Origin of the sequence: Hamadaea sp. NPDC051192 (assembly GCF_040682475.1) — a bacterium.
Taxonomy (GTDB): Bacteria; Actinomycetota; Actinomycetes; order Mycobacteriales; family Micromonosporaceae; genus Hamadaea; species Hamadaea flava.
In genome coordinates this window covers 1-15,993 of record NZ_JBFBAZ010000161.1, presented here as the reverse complement: position 1 = coordinate 15,993, position 15,993 = coordinate 1, and the positions used below count along the sequence as shown (strand labels likewise).

At 70.3% G+C, this 15,993-nt stretch carries 19 protein-coding genes; 9 read left to right on the top strand and 10 right to left on the bottom strand.

What is annotated here, in order from left to right; translation table 11 throughout:
* Positions 1–90 precede the first annotated feature (90 nt).
* Both proC and AB0M47_RS37230 read left to right on the top strand, forming a co-directional pair.
* Positions 91–903 carry a pyrroline-5-carboxylate reductase gene (proC, locus tag AB0M47_RS37235; RefSeq protein ID WP_363422583.1) on the top strand — a complete coding sequence of 271 codons (813 nt, stop codon included), beginning with the start codon at positions 91–93 and terminating at the stop codon, positions 901–903.
* Between the two features lie 121 nt (positions 904–1,024).
* Positions 1,025–1,396 carry a hypothetical protein gene (locus AB0M47_RS37230; protein WP_253761537.1) on the top strand — a complete coding sequence of 124 codons (372 nt, stop codon included), beginning with the start codon at positions 1,025–1,027 and terminating at the stop codon, positions 1,394–1,396.
* Between the two features lie 96 nt (positions 1,397–1,492).
* On the opposite strand, the gene AB0M47_RS37225 is transcribed toward AB0M47_RS37230, so the two are convergent.
* A complete protein-coding gene (locus AB0M47_RS37225; RefSeq protein WP_363422581.1) occupies positions 1,493–1,813 on the bottom strand; it encodes a hypothetical protein in 321 nt (106 codons plus the stop codon).
* A complete protein-coding gene (locus AB0M47_RS37220; RefSeq protein ID WP_363422579.1) occupies positions 1,810–3,129 on the bottom strand; it encodes a sulfatase in 1,320 nt (439 codons plus the stop codon). Before AB0M47_RS37220 ends, AB0M47_RS37225 begins: the two co-directional genes overlap by 4 nt.
* Before the next feature lie 196 nt (positions 3,130–3,325).
* On the opposite strand from AB0M47_RS37220, the gene AB0M47_RS37215 reads away from it, so the two are divergent.
* Together AB0M47_RS37215 and AB0M47_RS37210 are read left to right on the top strand one after the other, a co-directional pair.
* Positions 3,326–4,732, top strand: coding sequence for a class II 3-deoxy-7-phosphoheptulonate synthase (locus tag AB0M47_RS37215; protein WP_363422577.1), 1,407 nt, complete (start codon positions 3,326–3,328; stop codon positions 4,730–4,732).
* Positions 4,725–5,756: a GntG family PLP-dependent aldolase gene (locus AB0M47_RS37210; RefSeq protein ID WP_363422575.1), complete on the top strand. Its 1,032-nt coding sequence runs from the start codon at positions 4,725–4,727 to the stop codon at positions 5,754–5,756. Before AB0M47_RS37215 ends, AB0M47_RS37210 begins: the two co-directional genes overlap by 8 nt.
* A 169-nt stretch (positions 5,757–5,925) precedes the next feature.
* Here the strand turns inward: AB0M47_RS37210 and AB0M47_RS37205 are convergent, their stop codons facing one another.
* The 6 genes from AB0M47_RS37205 to AB0M47_RS37180 all read right to left on the bottom strand — a co-directional run bounded on the left by AB0M47_RS37205 (position 5,926) and on the right by AB0M47_RS37180 (position 10,830).
* Entirely contained in the window at positions 5,926–6,402 is a 477-nt protein-coding gene (locus AB0M47_RS37205; RefSeq protein ID WP_363422573.1) for a hypothetical protein, read from the bottom strand.
* A gap of 26 nt (positions 6,403–6,428) precedes the next feature.
* Complete coding sequence (bfr, locus tag AB0M47_RS37200) at positions 6,429–6,908, bottom strand: bacterioferritin (RefSeq protein WP_363422571.1); 480 nt, start codon at positions 6,906–6,908, stop codon at positions 6,429–6,431.
* Between the two features lie 110 nt (positions 6,909–7,018).
* On the bottom strand, positions 7,019–7,195 hold the full coding sequence (locus AB0M47_RS37195) for a (2Fe-2S)-binding protein (RefSeq protein WP_290865628.1): 177 nt from the start codon (positions 7,193–7,195) through the stop codon (positions 7,019–7,021).
* Between the two features lie 61 nt (positions 7,196–7,256).
* Positions 7,257–8,102, bottom strand: coding sequence for a deoxyribonuclease IV (locus AB0M47_RS37190; RefSeq protein WP_363422569.1), 846 nt, complete (start codon positions 8,100–8,102; stop codon positions 7,257–7,259).
* Positions 8,102–10,069, bottom strand: a complete 1,968-nt coding sequence (gene pknB / locus AB0M47_RS37185) for a Stk1 family PASTA domain-containing Ser/Thr kinase (RefSeq protein ID WP_363422567.1) — start codon at positions 10,067–10,069, stop codon at positions 8,102–8,104. Before pknB ends, AB0M47_RS37190 begins: the two co-directional genes overlap by 1 nt.
* A gap of 86 nt (positions 10,070–10,155) precedes the next feature.
* Positions 10,156–10,830 (bottom strand): hypothetical protein, encoded by a 675-nt coding sequence (locus AB0M47_RS37180; protein ID WP_363422565.1) that lies wholly within the window; start codon positions 10,828–10,830, stop codon positions 10,156–10,158.
* A 54-nt stretch (positions 10,831–10,884) separates the two neighbouring features.
* Here AB0M47_RS37180 and AB0M47_RS37175 point away from each other — a divergent pair, with 54 nt between their 5' ends.
* The 3 genes from AB0M47_RS37175 to AB0M47_RS37165 are packed head-to-tail and all read left to right on the top strand — an operon-like array spanning position 10,885 to position 11,852.
* Complete coding sequence (locus tag AB0M47_RS37175; RefSeq protein WP_253761546.1) at positions 10,885–11,241, top strand: Rv2175c family DNA-binding protein; 357 nt, start codon at positions 10,885–10,887, stop codon at positions 11,239–11,241.
* The gene (locus AB0M47_RS37170) at positions 11,242–11,550 is read left to right on the top strand and encodes a lycopene cyclase domain-containing protein (RefSeq protein ID WP_363422563.1); all 309 of its coding nucleotides are present in this window, start codon (positions 11,242–11,244) and stop codon (positions 11,548–11,550) included.
* Positions 11,547–11,852 carry a lycopene cyclase domain-containing protein gene (locus AB0M47_RS37165; RefSeq protein WP_363422561.1) on the top strand — a complete coding sequence of 102 codons (306 nt, stop codon included), beginning with the start codon at positions 11,547–11,549 and terminating at the stop codon, positions 11,850–11,852. Before AB0M47_RS37170 ends, AB0M47_RS37165 begins: the two co-directional genes overlap by 4 nt.
* On the opposite strand, the gene mptB is transcribed toward AB0M47_RS37165, so the two are convergent.
* Positions 11,800–13,170 carry a polyprenol phosphomannose-dependent alpha 1,6 mannosyltransferase MptB gene (gene mptB / locus AB0M47_RS37160; protein ID WP_363422559.1) on the bottom strand — a complete coding sequence of 457 codons (1,371 nt, stop codon included), beginning with the start codon at positions 13,168–13,170 and terminating at the stop codon, positions 11,800–11,802. The genes AB0M47_RS37165 and mptB overlap by 53 nt on opposite strands.
* A gap of 197 nt (positions 13,171–13,367) precedes the next feature.
* Between mptB and AB0M47_RS37155 the strand changes: the two genes are divergently transcribed.
* Positions 13,368–13,811, top strand: coding sequence for a ribonuclease domain-containing protein (locus tag AB0M47_RS37155; protein ID WP_363422557.1), 444 nt, complete (start codon positions 13,368–13,370; stop codon positions 13,809–13,811).
* Here the strand turns inward: AB0M47_RS37155 and AB0M47_RS37150 are convergent.
* Positions 13,804–14,886: a polyprenyl synthetase family protein gene (locus AB0M47_RS37150; protein ID WP_363422555.1), complete on the bottom strand. Its 1,083-nt coding sequence runs from the start codon at positions 14,884–14,886 to the stop codon at positions 13,804–13,806. The genes AB0M47_RS37155 and AB0M47_RS37150 overlap by 8 nt on opposite strands.
* Positions 14,887–14,968: 82 nt before the next feature.
* Here AB0M47_RS37150 and AB0M47_RS37145 point away from each other — a divergent pair, with 82 nt between their 5' ends.
* Positions 14,969–15,952, top strand: a complete 984-nt coding sequence (locus AB0M47_RS37145) for a sigma-70 family RNA polymerase sigma factor (protein WP_363422553.1) — start codon at positions 14,969–14,971, stop codon at positions 15,950–15,952.
* Positions 15,953–15,993 lie beyond the last annotated feature (41 nt).

Below are 15,993 nucleotides of genomic sequence, written 5' to 3'. Positions count from 1 at the left end.
GACCCGCTCCGGGCGGTCAGGCTTGATCCCTGCGCGGGTCAATGTCGCCCCGATAACCCGTTGGTGAGGCGGCTACTGGGGTTGGACGGGATGGGTATGCACACCGTTGCCGTAGTGGGTGCGGGGAAGATCGGTGAGGTTCTGCTCTCCGGTCTGGTGAAGGCCGGCTGGCCCGTCGACCGCCTGATCGCCACCGCGAGGCGTGAAGAACGAGCCGCCGAGCTTCGTTCTCGATATGGCGTCCGGGTCTTGGCGAACGCCGAGGCTGTCGCGTCCGCGGATGTCATCGCGGTGGCGGTGAAGCCGCAGGACGCGGGCGCTTTGATGAGTGAGCTCGGGCCGCTCATTAGTGCGGACAAGCTGCTCGTGTCGTTGTGCGCAGGTCTGCCGACGGCTTTCTTCGCCAAGTACCTCCGGGACGACGTTCCCGTCGTTCGAGTGATGACGAATACGCCGGCGCTTGTCGATGAGGCGATGACGGCCATTTCGGCGGGAGCGCACGCTACTGCTCAGCATCTCGCTCTCGCGGAGGAGATGTTCAAGCCGCTCGGGCGGACTATTCGGTTGCCGGAGTCTCAGCAGGACGCGGTTACCGCGTTGAGTGGGTCGGGGCCGGCTTACTTCTACTTCCTGGTCGAGGCGATGACGGATGCCGGGATTCTGCTCGGGTTGCCTCGGCAGGTGGCGCACGACCTGATCGTGCAGACCGCCATCGGCTCGGCGGTGATGCTGCGGGACTCGGGGGAGCACCCCGTCAAGCTGCGCGAGGCGGTCACCTCGCCGGCCGGCACGACGATCTCCGCGATCCGTGAGCTGGAGAACCACGGCGTACGCGCGGCGCTGCTCGCCGCGCTCGAAGCGGCCCGGGACCGGGCGCGCGAACTCGCCGCACAGAACACCTGACAGCCCGTCACCCCTGCGTGGGTGGGATGCCCGGATTGCGTGAATGAATCCGGTTCAGCCTTCCGTCTCGGTCTTGCGCCGCCTTACCGTCGGTTCAGGTCCGAACACAGTGGAGGCGATCATGCGTCGAGCAGTCATCTTCTCGGGCACGGTTCTCGCCGTACTCGCGGTATCTTCCCCCTCGTACGCGTTCGCTCATAACGCGGTGCGAAACCCGGTCTGGCACGCCGTTCTCGACGTCTTGACGCTCGCGGTGGTCAGCGCTCCACTGTGGACGGCGTACGCCTGGGGCGGCCGGCGGCGTGGCGCCCTCATGGCGTTGATCGGGCTCGTGCAACTCCCCGTCGCCGTGATCGGGTTCGTCCCGATCGCCAACCCAGTCCTGCACACGGTCCTCTTCGGATTCGCGCTGACGGTGACCGTGGCAGCCATCGTCTCCGTCCGCCGGCTGTCGCGAGCCGGCCAGGAGACGCCCGTACGCGCCGGGCACTGACCCGCACGGGGTCCGGCGCACCTTCCCGCTGTCGGCCGCGACTGTGTGAGGGGCAGTCGTGGTCGACGGCGGCCAGCTGCGTTGATCATGGACTTTTCACCCTCGACACGCCGTCGAGACCACGGTTAACTCCATGATCAACGAGAGGGTGAGGGTGGGGTCGGGGCAGCCGGGGTGGGGATCCGTCCAGGACCCGTCCGGCTGCCGATAGGCCGTCCAGCGACAGTGCGCTTCATCGGCGTACCCCCAGGCCATGAAGATCTCGCTGGCGCCGAAGCGATAGACGCCGACGGTGGCGACCCGCGCGGAGTCGGGGCGGCTGTAGTAGGTGGCGTGGAGGCCGGGCACCGGGACGCCCTCGACGGTGACGTCGAAGGCCTCCCGGTGCGGCCGGTAGAGCGCGAGGTCAGGCCTCACGGGCAGGCCGAGCCGGTGCAGCGGCGGGCCGTGGCGAGCTTGTCGCGCAACGCGTCGCCCAGCTTGCGGTCGGCGTCGGAGACCTTGCCGTGCAGGACGTTCGTCAGCTCGCCGGGATCGGTGTCCGTGTGGTACAGCTCGCGGAACGTGGTCTTGCCCTGCTCGTCGTAGTTCTCGAGGTAGTGGGTCTTGCCGTCCCACAGCGCGGCCCAGGTCGGCACCTTCGAGTTCTTGAGGTCGTACCAGTACTCCGTCAGAACCGGCCCGGTCCGCGCGGGGCCGAGCAGCGACCGCCCGTCCAGCTTGCCGCCGCTCACGCCGGCCGCCGCCAGGAGCGTCGGCATGATGTCCACACTGCTGGCCATCCGGTGGTCCGTGCTCGCGGTGACGTGCCCGTCCCAGCGCAGCAGCAGTGGTACGCGCACCGAGGGCAGGTAGCCGACGAACTTCTCGGTACGCCCGTGCTCGCCCCAGAGGTAGCCGTTGTCGCTGGTGAAGATGACGATCGTGTTCTTCAGGACACCTCGCGAGTTCAGGTCGCTGAGCATCCCGTCCACGGCGTCGTCGGTGCTGAGCAGCGTACGCAGCATCTTGTGGCAGATCTCGTCGTAGGCGGCCGGATCCGGCTTGGTCCACTTGAGCCAGATCGGCTTGTCGGAGACGTCGGGCTCGCCGCTCTGCAGGCACTTGCCGACGTCGGCATCGGCGTACTTCGGCTCCGGAGTGGACGGCCGGTGCGGAGAGTACGGGGCGTAATAGGCGAACCACGGCTTGCCGCCCGCCTGGTCGAAGCCGCGCAGCCAGCCCTTCAGCTTGTTCGCGTACCAGGTCGTCGAGTACGCGTTCACCCACTCCAGTTTGCCGTCGGTGTACGTCTTGAAGCCCTGATAGCCGCCGTGCATGGCGCTGTAGTGGTCGAACCCGGGCGGCGCGGAGTCCAGCGGCCACGAGTTCAGGAACTTGCCCGCCATCGCCGTCCGGTAGCCCGCCTTGCGGAGCAGCACCGGCAGCAGTTCGCCCTGGTGCACCTTCTGCCCGTCGGTCTGCCGATGGACGTCGGTGTTGTGGGCGTACTGGCCGGTCAGCATGCTGGCCCGGCTCGGGCAGCAGGACGGGATGCTGACCGTGGCCCGGTCGAAGCTCCGGGCGCCCTGCAACCACTTCATGGTCTTGGGCATGACGCGCATGGTGTCCCAGCGCTGGTCGTCGGTGTTGATCAAGAGGATGTTGGGCTTGGCCGCCTCTGCCGCAGGTGCTTTTCTGGCGGCTGCCGCGGTTCCTCCGCCTACAGCGGCGGTTGCTGCTGCGCCCGCCATCAGGGCGAGCGCTACTACAATAAGTGGACGAATACGCACAAATCACCAGTGTTCCGCGAGATCATGAACTTACGTGCGTGCTCGCTCGGCGTGTCGTGTGACCAGCGCCATGATCGTTCCTTTTCGCAGGTGATCACCTGTCGGGATTCACCCGGGCGGTCACCGTGGTTTCCCATCGCCGCACTAGGCTGCTGGCATGCGTACGGCTTCCCGTCCCGAGTGGCACCAGCTCCGGCATCCGGGCTTCGAACAGAAGATCAGGACTACGGCTGACCCGGCCGAGGCGGCCGCCCTCGGCCTCGACGAATGGCGCAAGCTGCCCCGGGCGCAGATGCCGCCGTGGGCCGACTACTCCGAGGTCGAGCAGGTCTCGAAGGTGCTGGAGGGCGTGCCGTCCATCGTCGCGCCCTATGAGGTCGACCAGCTGCGGATGCGCCTGGCCGAGGTGTGCGAAGGACGTGCGTTCCTGCTCCAGGGCGGCGACTGCGCCGAGACCTTCGCCGACAACACCGAGGAGCATCTGCTCGCCAACGCCCGGACGCTGCTCCAGATGGCGGTCGTGCTGACCTATGGGGCGTCGCTGCCGGTCGTGAAGGTGGCCCGGGTCGCTGGGCAGTACACCAAGCCGCGGTCGTCGGACACCGACGCGCTCGGGCTTCCGGCGTACCGGGGCGACATGATCAACTCGCTGGAGGCGGGCGAGCAGGCGCGGGTCGCCGACCCCCAGCGCATGATCCGGGCGTACGCCAACGCCGCCGCCGCGATGAACATGCTGCGCGCGTACCTGGGCGGGGGCCTGGCCGACCTGCACGCGGTGCACGACTGGAACCGGGACTTCGTGCGCACCTCCGCCTTCGGCGAGCGGTACGAGGCGATCGCGCGCGAGATCGACCGGGCGCTGGCCTTCATCAACGCCTGCGGGATGACCGACGACGAGGCCCTGCGCACCGTCACCCTGTACGCCTCCCACGAGGCGCTGGCGCTGGAGTACGACCGGGCGCTGACCCGCATCTCGGACAGCCGCGCGTTCGGGCTCTCCGGCCATCTGCTCTGGATCGGCAACCGGACCCGCCAGCTCGACAGCGCGCACCTCGACTTCGCCTCCCGGATCGCGAACCCGGTCGGCGTGAAGATCGACCACAAGATCCCGTCCGCGGAGCTGCTGGCGATCTGCGAGAAGCTGAACCCGGACAACATCCCGGGCCGCCTCACGCTGACCTGCCGGATGGGCAACCAGTTCGTCCGGGACGAGCTGCCGCGCATCGTCGAGGTCGTCCGCGACGCCGGGCACAAGGTGGTCTGGCAGTGCGACCCGATGCACGGCAACACCCACGAGTCGTCCAACGGCTACAAGACCCGGCACTTCGACCGGATCGTCGACGAGGTCCTCGGCTACTTCGAGGTGCACAAGATGCTGGGTACGCACCCGGGCGGCATCCACATCGAACTCACCGGCGAGGACGTCACCGAGTGCCTCGGCGGCGCGCAGGCGATCGAGGACGCCGACCTGGCCACCCGGTACGAGACCGCGTGCGACCCGCGGCTGAACACCCAGCAGTCGCTGGAGCTGGCCTTCCTCGTGGCGGAGATGCTCCGTGGCTGACGCGGTGGTGGATCTCCGGTCCGACACGGTCACCCGGCCGTCGGCCGGCATGCGTGAGGCGATGATGACGGCCGAGGTCGGCGACGACGTCTTCGGCGACGACCCCACCGTCATCGAGCTGGAGCGCCGGGTCGCCGACCTGCTCGGCCACGAGGCGGCACTGTTCGCCCCGTCCGGGACGATGGCCAACCAGATCGGTCTGCAGACGCTGGTGCCACCCACCTACGAGCTGCTCTGCGACGTCGGCGCGCACATCGTCACGTACGAGCTGGCGGCGGCGGCCATGTTCGGCGGGATCAGCACGCGTACGTGGACTCCGGGCGGCAGTTCGCTCGACCTGGACCTCATCGAGTCGCTGGTCATGCCGGAGGGCTTCCGGGCGGCGGTCACCCGGGCCGTGGCCGTCGAGCAGACGTACGGCCGCGACGGCGGCACCGTCATCCCGTTCGCCTCGCTCGAGGGGCTGCGCGGGATCGCCGACCGGGCCGGGATCGCGTTGCACTGCGACGGCGCCCGGATCTGGCACGCCTCGATCGCGACGGGCATCCCGCTCGCGGCGTACGGCCGACTCTTCGACACGGTGAGCGTCTGCCTCTCCAAGGGCCTCGGCGCCCCGGTGGGCTCGGTGCTCGTCAGCACGACGGAGAACATCGAGCGGGCGCGGCTGATCCGCAAGCGGCTGGGCGGCGGCATGCGCCAGGTCGGCATCCTCGCCGCCGCCGGCCTGTACGCCCTCGACCACAACCTGCCGCGGCTGGCCCTCGACCACGCGAAGGCGCAGCGCCTGGCGGAGGCGTTGGTGCCCTACGGCGTGTGCGACCCGGCGTCCGTCGAGACCAACATGGTCATGCTCGACCTGCGGGAAGCTACGATCGACGGGCCGTCGCTGGCTCGGGCCGCGACCGAGGAAGGCGTCCTGTGTGCGGCGGTCGGGCCGCGTACGGTGCGGCTCATCCCGCACCTGGACATCGACGACGCCGGGATCGACCGGGCGATCGAGGTCTTCACCCGGCTCCTCAAGTAACGCCGGCTCCGCTAGTGACCGGCTCCGCTAGTGACCGGCTCGGCTAGTGACCGGCTCGGCTAGTGACCGGCTCGGCTAGTGACCGGCTCCGCTAGTGACCGGCTCCGCTAGTGACCGGCTCCGCTAGTGACCTAGGCGAGAAACGGTCGCCCAGGCCGCCACTTCTCGCCTAGATCGACTCGATCGCGCCGGGTCGAGGTGATCTTGAATGGAAAACGTCGCCATGGCGGCGCCAACGATTCAAGATCAACGTGCCCGCGCGGGCGGATCCGTGCGTGATGGTCGCGAAGGCCACCAGCGGTATGAGGCTGAGCGCCGCGAGCACGAGCGACACCGTGCCCCAGGCCATGGCGGCCGTGGCGAGCGCCACGGTGAAGCCGCCGAGCGTCACGACGGGGGCCCAGCGCCAGCGCGTACGCCGTGCGACGAGCTCGCCGATCGCGACCGTCGGCAGCAGAACGGCCACGGTCAGGGCGACGCCCAGCAGGGCGGCCGCGAGGATCAAGACCGGCCCGGCGAGCGGCCCGCCGAGGCCGGCGTCGGTGATCGTGGCGAAGACGAACAACGCCAGATATGCGAGAGCGGCCGTCACCGGGTACAGGACCCAGGCGACGGCAGCGCCGAGCAGGTAACGCGCGAGCCACACGCGCGTGAGCCTAGCGAACGAGCCGGTCAGGGCTCGGGGTGCTCGGTGACGTTCTGGAGGTAGAGCTGCTCGCCGAGCGTCTCGATCAGGTCGAGCTGCGTCTCCAGGTAGTCGATGTGGTGCTCCTCGTCCTCGAGGATGTCCTCGAAGATGTTGGCCGAGGTGACGTCGCCGACCGAGCGCATGTACTCGATGCCGCGGCGGAGGCGTTCGATCGCCTCCTCCTCGACCTTCATGTCGCACTTGAACTGCTCTTTGACCGTCTCGCCGATGCGCAGCGGGAACAGCTTCTGGAAGTTCGGCAGGGCTTCGAGGAAGAGGATGCGCTCGGCGAGCCGGTCGGCGTGCTTCATCTCGTCGATCGACTCGTGCCGGGTGTACTTCGCCAGCTTCGTGAAGCCCCAGTTCTCCTGCATGCGGTAGTGCAGCCAGTACTGGTTGATGGCGGTCAGCTCCGCCGTGAGCTGTTCGTTGAGGAATTCGATGACGCGGGCGTCGCCTTGCATGGCCGTGTGAACCTCCCAGTGAGATATCCCGGAAGGCAATCTACGCGCGTATGTCCGAAACATCGCGCTAAGGCATGAAACGGCGCGCCGAGCGCGGTCGAGCCAGAGCGTTAAGCAGGCACTGCGGAGAAGTAGTCCTCGATCATGTCGCGCAGCCGGTCGTGGCAGGTGAAGCAGTTGGTGCCCGCTTCGCACTCGTCGCCGATCTTCTCCAGGTCGTGCGCGCCGCACTGGATGGCCGAGTGAACCTCTTCCTCACTCACTCGGTTGCAGATGCACGCGTACACCGGGGTCCTTCCTGAGGGGGCGGTTAGCCTTGCCTCAGTAAGGGTGCCCTAAAACACCAGCTCACGCAAGGTGTGGTGACACACTGCGCAGTGCCGCGAGATCATCGGCGTGGGACTCCGCCGGGGTTTCCACGATCACGGGGAGGCCGGCCGCCGCCGGATGGGCCAGCAGTTCCCGGAAGGGCTCCAGCCCGATCATGCCCTGCCCGATCGCCTCGTGGCGGTCGCGCGTCGACCCCAGCGGGTCCTTGGAATCGTTGGCGTGCACCAGATCCAGCCGCCCCGGGCCGACCGCCGTGACCAGCGCGTCGAGGGTGGCCGTCATGCCGCCGGGGGTGGCCAGGTCGTGCCCGGCCGCCCAGGCGTGGCAGGTGTCGAAGCAGACGCCCAGGGCCGGGTGGTGGTCGACGGCGGCGAAGTACTCCGCGAGGTGCTCCACCCGGGCCGCCAGCGACCTCCCGCCGCCCGCCGAGGGTTCGACCAGCAACCGCGGCCAGCCCGCCGCCAGCGACCTGTCCAGCAGCGGCAGGAGCGCCTCGCGTACCTGCTTCCAAGCCTGATCGGTGTGGCTGGGGTCGACCGAGCTGCCCGCGTGGAAGACCACGCCCCGCGCGCCGATGGCCTGACCCCGGATCAGGGCGTGCGAGATCGCGGCCTCCGACTGGGTGACCGTCGCGGGTGTGGGTGATCCCAGGTTGACCAGCAGGGGAGCGTGGATGAACGACGGGATCGTTCGCTCGGCGCAGCCGGCGAGGAAGGCCCCGTCCTGGACGGGATCCCCGGCCGACTGCCGCCAGCTGCGGGCGTTGCCGATGTAGACCTGCACGGAGCCCGCGCCGACCTGATCGACGTACGCCAAAGCCGTCTTCGCCAACCCGCCGGCGGAGTTGGAGTGCACTCCGAGCATCAGACCACCCGGCAGCGGATCACTACCTGCTGCCCCTGGTTGACCATCGTGCCCGGCTTGGGATCCATGTCGCGCACCCAGCCGCTCTCGCCCATCTGCCCGTCCACCTGCACGCCCAGCTGCATGCTCTCGAGCTGCCGCTTGGCGTCGCCGCAGCCCCAGTTCATCACGTCGGGCATGGCGAACGAGGTCTGGTTCTCGCTGACCGTCAGGGTGATCGTCTGGCCCTTCTCCACGCCCGAGCCGTCCACCGGGTCCTGGGCGATGACCTGGCCGTTGGGCTTGTCGGACTTCTGGAAGGTGATGGCGACCTTCAGCCCCATGCCTTCCAGCGTGGTGCGGGCGACGCCCTGATCCTGGCCGACCAGGTTGGGCACGGTCAGCGGGGCCTTGCCCTTGCTCAGGATGAGCGTCACCTTGTCGCCGGGCTTCAGCTCGGTGCCCACGGTCGGCTGGACCGCGATGACGGTGTTGGCGGGGACGGTGTCGCTGTATTGCCCGGCGCCCTTGACCGGCTGGAGCTTCACGGCCGACAGGTCGACGACGGCCAGTTCCCAGGTCTTGCCGACGACGTCGGGCACCTGGTAGCGCTCCGGGCCCAGGGACAGGGTCAGGTCGATGTCGCTGCCCTTGACGACCTTTTCGCCGGGCGGCGGGTTCTGCTCCAGGACGGTGTCCTTGGCGATCTCCTCGCTGAACCGGCCCTGCTCGAAGTGCGCGGTGAAACCGGCCTTACGAGCCAGCGCCTCAGCGGAGGCGCGGTCGAGCCCGGTCAGCTTCGGGGCGGCCTCGTAGCGGCCGAAGCCGAGCCACCAGCCGCCGACCAGCACCAACAGGGCCAGCACGACCAGGCTGGCGGTCAGCGCCATCCGGCCGCGCGGCGAACCCTTCACCCGCGCGTACGCGTCGCGGGCGCGCTCGACGAGCGTCGGGTCCTCGTCGGCGTACTGCTGCTGCTGTTGTGGTGGTGCCGGACGCCCGCGGGTGGCCGGGCCGGGTGACGGCAGCCGGGCCCAGGACGGCCGGTCCGACGGCCTGACCTGCCCGACGACCATGGTCGGCTGAGCGGACGGCCGGGCGCGGGCGGCCGCGGCGATGATCACTTCGCGCGCCTGCTGCACCTCGGCGAGCATGGCGCCCGCGTCGGTGGGCCGCAGCGCGGGATCGCGTCGGGTCGCGCGGGCCACGAGGTCGTCGGTGACCGGCGGCAGCCCCGGCACGAACCGCGACGGCGGCGGCACGTCCCGGTCGACGTGCTGCCAGGCGATGTCGACCGGGCGGTCCCCGTCGTAGGGAACGCGGCCGGTGAGCATCTCGAACAGGACGATGCCGGCCGCGTACACGTCGGAGCGGGGGTCGGCGACGCCGCTGGTCACGAGCTCGGGAGCCACGTACGCCACGGTCGCCATGAGCTGGCCGGAACCGTCGTCGGCGCTGGCCGCGACCGCGCGGGCGAGCCCGAAGTCGGCCACCTTCACGACGGCGTCGACGAGTTCCGCCGAGCCGCCCGGAGCCTCGGCGATCAGCACGTTCTCCGGCTTCACGTCCCGATGCACCAGGCCCGCCCGGTGCGCGGTGGCGATCGCCGAGAGCATCTGCTCCAGCACGGCGAGCGCCTCGATCGGGCTGAGCCGGCGGCGCTCGGCGAGCAGGTCGCGCAGCGTCCGGCCCCGGACGTATTCCATCACCAGGTAGGGCAGCCCGTTGTGGTTGCCCTGGTCGTAGACCGCGACTACGTTCGGATGGGTCAACCGGGCGACGGTCTTCGCCTCGTCGGTGAACCGTTCGACGAACTGCGGGTCAGTGGCGCGACCAGTGTGAATGATCTTGATCGCGACGGTTCGTTCGAGGCGCTCGTCGGTCGCGGTGTAGACAGTCGCCATCCCGCCGCGGGCGACGCGCCCGCGGATGCGGTAGCGGCCGTCCAGCAGCGACCCGAGGAGATTGTCGGCGACCTGAGTGTCCATCGGCGTGCAGTCTAAGTCAGTCTCGGCCGTCCAGACACCATTGGGCCGTTGTACTGGAGTGGAGCGCGCCGCGCCGATGGGCTCGATCACCGGGTGGCCCCGGCTCCGGGGCTCTCCGTCGACCCTGGAGTCGCTGTGGGCGAAGTCACACCGGAGGGGGACGGGGTCGGCGTACCGGACGGGCTCGGGCTGGCCGACGTGCCGGGGCTCGGCGGCTGCGTACAGCTGCACGTGGGCACCGGCGCGGGCGTGGGGACCGGCGGCTTCGGCGTCTTCGTGGTCGCGTGCGGTCGCTTCGTCACCGCGACGGGCGTACCGGGCGCCGTGGTCATCACGACCGGCACGCGTACGCCCTCCGACGGCGTCGGCGACGGGGCCGGCGCGGCATGCGCGGGCAGTCCGGCCGGCGGCGCGCCCGGATCGAGCAACGCCCGCATTCCGGTGATCATCGCGAGGACTCCGCCGGCCGACAGCGCCAGCAGCACCAGCCCCGCCGCCGCCAGCGTCGTGCGCTGCCGGGCGGGGGAGCGTACCGGGTCACCTGGGCGCGGGCCCTTGGGCCGGCTGCGGCGGTGGCCCTTCGGCGGCGGCGGCGCGACGGCCCGCGGGGCGCGCAACTCCACCTCGGTCTCGGACCAGGAGTCGGCCCACGGATCGGCCGGGTTCTCCCCGTCGGCCGACGAGGAGCGCTTGCGCAGGTCGTATCGGACCGAGCGCCAGGCGCCGGCCACCTCTCGCTGGATCACACGCAGGGGGTTCACGTCGCGGTTCCTCGGGTGCGGGATCCCAGCCGGGCTGGTGGATCGGCCCGGCCGATGTGGGATCGTGTACGGGTGACTGAGAACGTCTCAACGTGGGTGAACCTCCCCGACGTGGCCGAGCGCTTCGGCGTGCCGATCACGAAGGTCCACCAGTGGAGGAAGGAAGGCTCGCTGCTGGCGGTGCGCCGGGACGGCGTCCTGCGGGTGCCCGCGGAGCTGGTGGCGAACGACACCGTGCTCAAGCACCTCCCCGGCGTGCTGACGTTGCTGCGGGACGCCGGGTACAACGACGAAGAGGCGCTGCGGTGGCTCTACACCGCCGACGACACCCTTCCCGGCACGCCCGCGCAGGCACTCGGCGGAGACTTGGCGCGTGAGGTCAAACGACGCGCGCAGGCGCTCGCGTTCTAGATGCGGCTGACCTACCTCGCCGTCCTCGCGGGCTGCCTGATCTGCGCGATCTGGCTCGAACCCGTCCTGCACGTCGGGGTGCTGCGCCAGGTCCGCCGGCTGGCGCTCACCATCGCGCCGGTCGCGGCCCTGTTCCTGATCTGGGACCTGGCCGCGGTCCACTCCGGCTGGTGGTCCTTCGACCCCGCGCAACTTCTAGGGGTACGCCTACCGGGCGGGCTGCCGCTGGAGGAGGCGCTCTTCTTCGTGGTGGTGCCGCTGTGCGCCGTGCTCGGCTTCGAGGCCGTGCGGCAGGTCCTCAAGCGATGACGTACACGGTCTCGGTGGTCCTGGGGGTGCTGGCCGCCGTCGCGATCGACCTCTGGGTGCTGCGTACGCGGCTGGTGGCCGGGCTCGTATTCTGGGCGACCTACCCGATCGTGCTGCTGTTCCAGTTGCTGTCCAACGGCGTGCTCACCGGGCGCGGCGTCGTCGTCTACGCCGACTGGACGATCCTGGGCCTGCGGATCGCGTACGCGCCGGTGGAGGATCTGCTGTTCGGCTTCGCCCTCGTGCTGCTCACCCTGTCGGTCTGGGTCTGGCTCGGACGGCGTACGCCAGCAGGGCGATGACGGCCGCGAGCGCGGCGAAGGCCCCCGGCCCCTTCGTCAGCACGGCCAGTCCCAATCCGTTGGGCAGGACGAGGAAACACAGGCCGATCGTCACGGCTATCCGCGTACGCGTCCACGCCTCGGTGCCGGCGGCCAGGACGGCCAGCGGCGCCAAGGCGTACCAGGGGTAGAAGACGGGACCGAGGACGGCCAGCGCCGCCAGCACCCAGCCGCAGGCGGCGATCACCGTCGCGGCCGGTGCCCGCCAGGACTTCTTGATCGCGTACAAGCCGATGATGAGGAGGGCGATCAGGCCGAGCGCGCGCGCCACCGTGATGGACGCGGACATCGCGTCGATCCCGAACGCGCGGAGCAGATAGCCGACCGCCATGCCCGCGCCGGTCGGCAGCGAGGTCCACTGCTGGAGGTCGCCGGTGTCGCGCAGGCCGTTCACCCAGCCGAGGCCGAGCCCGGACGCGAGGGTGAGCGCGGCGAAGGTGCCGGCGCTCGCCGCGAGCGCCGCCCAGCGCTGCCGCCACGGCGGGAGCAGCAGCAGCACGAACGGCAGGGCCACCAGGGCGGTGACCTTGATCGCCACCGCGCCGCCGATCAGCACCCCGGCGATGAGCCAGTCGTTCTTGCGCTTGCTCGTGGCAGCCGCGAGCCCGGCCACGATGAGCCCGGCCATCACCGCGTCGTTGTGCGCGCCGGAGACGGCATGCAGCGCCACCAGCGGCGTGAGCAGGCCGAGCCACCAGCCTTTCCCGTTGCGGGCCAAGGTTTTCAGGCCCCAGCCGAGCAGCGCGAGCCCGCCCAGCGCGATCAGGCGGAGCACGGTGACCGCGACCGTCAGCTGCGTGTCCAGATCGGTGGCGACGAACTTCGCGATCGCCACGGCGGCTCCACTCAGGACGATCGCGAGCGGGCCGTACGGCGTCGGCGTGTGCCACCAGAGCTCCGGCACACTGGGCGTCCACAGACAACCGCCGTCGGCGACGCCGAGCTTGTAGGGGTCCAACCCGGCGAGCCAGATGTCGCCCTGACACGCGTACGCGTAGACGTCCCGGCTGGCCAGCGGCGGCGCGAACAGCAACGGCGCGAACCAGAGCACACTCGGGTTCCTGCTCCGCCACCAGATCAAGCCCAGCGCCGCCGTCGCGACCAGCCACAACAGCAGGCCGAGCTGGAACCGGCCGCTCGTGGAACCCAGGCCCTCCAGGCGGAGCGTCGGCGCGGGATCACCCGACGGCAGCGCACCGGCCAGCCACGCCGCCACCGCCAGCACCGCTGACGCCGCCAGGCCCGCCGCCGCTGCTCGCCCTGCTCCCGCTGCTCGCACCGCTCGCACCGCTCGCCTTCGCTCCCTCCGCACCCCCCACACCCCGCCCCGCGCCCCGCGCCTCGCCCCGTTGATCATGGAGTTAACTGTGGTGTCGACGGTGTGTCGTGGGGGCAAACTCCATGATCAACGCAAGCGCGTCACGGGGACATGGTCGCATCCGCGTCCGGCGCGCGAGCGCATGGCACACTGCCCGGATGGAGATCAGCCGGCGTCGCCTGCCCGTCCTCGTCGCCGTGGCGTCGGTGCTGATCGTGGTTCTCGCGACCGTGCTGGGCTTCTGCGCCGGCCGGTCGGCGGACACCCCGGCCGGCTCGCCGACGTCGGCGATATCGGCCTCGGCAGCGAAGACTCCGGTCTCCGGCCTGCCCACCGTGGCCGTCGCGAAGTTGCCGCAACAGGCCCGGGACACCCTCGTGCTGATCGACAAGGGTGGTCCCTACCCGTACGACCGGGACGGGATCGTCTTCGGCAACAACGAGCGTCTGCTGCCCCAACAGACCCGTGGCTACTACCACGAGTACACGGTCCCCACCCCGGGGTCACGAGATCGGGGCGCCCGGCGGCTGGTCGTCGGCCAGGGCGGCGACATCTACTACACCGACGACCACTACGCGTCGTTCCGGCAGGTGCTCAGGTAGCCCGCCGCGTGCTGGCCTCCGCGAGCCGCAACAACATCCGCTCGCCGTCGGCGTCCAATTCCGCGCCGCGCAACGCGTCCAGCGCCGCGGCGGTCAATTCCGCGATTCTCTCCTCGGTACGCGCGAGAGCGCCCGTGCCGACGATGATCTCGCGGAGGGTGGCGACGCCCGCGGCGTCGAGGTCCGGACTGCCGAGCCGGTCGAGCAGCGCCTCCCGCTCGGCGGGGGTGGCCCGGTCGAGGGCGGCCGCGATGAGATAGGTGCGCTTGCCTTCCCGCAGGTCGTCGCCGGCCGGTTTGCCGGTGACCAGCGGGTCGCCGAACACCCCGAGGATGTCGTCGCGCATCTGGAACGCCTCGCCCAGCGGCACCCCGAACCCCGAGTACGCCACCCGCAGCGCCACCGGGGCGTCGGCGATCGCCGCCCCGAGCAGCAACGGGCGCTCGACGGTGTACTTCGCCGACTTGTACCGGGCCACGGTCCCGGCCCGGCGCATCGAGGTGTCCCCGGTCGCCTGGGTGAGCACGTCGAGGTACTGCCCGGCGGTCACCTCGGTCCGCATCGCGTCGAAGACCGGGCGGCAGCGGGCCAGCGTCACCGGGTCCAGCCCGCCCGCGTGCAGCAGTTCGTCCGACCAGACCAGGCAGGCGTCGCCGAGCAGGATCGCGGCGGACGCGCCGAAGTCGGCCGATTCGCCGTGCCAGGCGTTCTTCAGGTGTAGTTCGCTGAACCGCCGGTGGGCCGCGGGCTCGCCGCGCCGGGTGTCGGAACGGTCGATGAGATCGTCGTGGATCAGGGCGCTGGCCTGCACCAACTCCAGCGACGAGACGGCGGCCACGACGGCGTCCGAGTCCACGCCGCCGGCCGCCCGATATCCCCAGTACGCGAACGCCGGCCGAAGCCGCTTGCCGCCGCCCAGCACGAGCGCGTCGATCGCGTCGGAGAGCGGGGCCAGCTCAGGGTCGATCGCGACGAGCTGGGCCCGCCGATCGGTGAGGAACGCACGCAGCGCCCCGTCCACCCGACGGCGCAGATCGGCCTCGTCGGTGGGGTGGGGCACCGCCGATGAAGTCACTCGTCAGACTCTATAGGCGTACGCCGCCTTCCTTGATCCGGGCCGGTTCCCGGTGTCATACGTCTCGGGTAGGTTCCCATTCGTGACTGTCATCGCTGATCACGGCAACGATCACCGGGCAGAGCAGCTCGAGCCCTATCGCGGCGAGCTGACTGGTTACTGCTACCGGATGCTCGGCTCCGGCTTCGAGGCCGAGGACGCCGTGCAGGAGACCATGGTGCGGGCCTGGAAGGCGTACGACCGGTTTGAGGGGCGTTCGGCCCTGCGGTCCTGGCTCTATCGCATCGCGACCAATGTCTGCCTCGACATGGTCGGCGGCGCGCAGCGCCGGGCCCGGCCGATGGACCTCGGCCCGGCCTCGACCGCGGCCGGCCTGCCCGACGCGCCGCTGCCCGAGCCGACCTGGCTGATGCCGGTGCCGGACAGCCAGGTGCTGCCGTCCAACGGCGACCCCGCCGACGTCGCGGTCGCCCGGGACAGCATCCGGCTCGCCTTCGTCGCCGCGTTGCAGCATCTCGCGCCCCGCCAGCGGGCCGTGCTCATCCTGCGCGAGGTGCTCCAGTGGTCGGCCGCCGAGACGGCCGAGCTGCTCGACACCACCGTCGCCTCGGTCAACAGCGCGCTCCAGCGGGCGCGGGCCACGCTCGCCACCGTCGACACCACCCGGTCCGACACCCTCGACGCGCTCGACGAGGCGCAGCAGGAGTTCCTCGGCAAATACGTCGCCGCCTTCGAGAGCTACGACCTCGAAGCGCTGGCCAGACTGCTGCACGACGACGTCGTCCTGTCGATGCCGCCGCTGGAGATGTGGCTGCGCGGACCAGTGGAGATCCAGGCCTGGATGCTCGGCACCGGCAACGGCTGCCGCGACTCCCGGCTGGTCCCGACGGCCGCCAACGGGAGCCCGGCGTTCGGGCAGTACCGGCCGGCCGCGAACGGCCAGGGGCACGAGCCGTGGGCGTTGATCATCCTGGAGATCGTCGACGGGAAGATCTCGCACGTGAACAACTTCCTGGACACCGAACGGCTGTTCCCCCTGTTCGGGCTCCCGCCCCGGCTCGACTAGACGCCACTCGCCGCCCTGGCGTCGCTCGCCGGAAGGGCGGC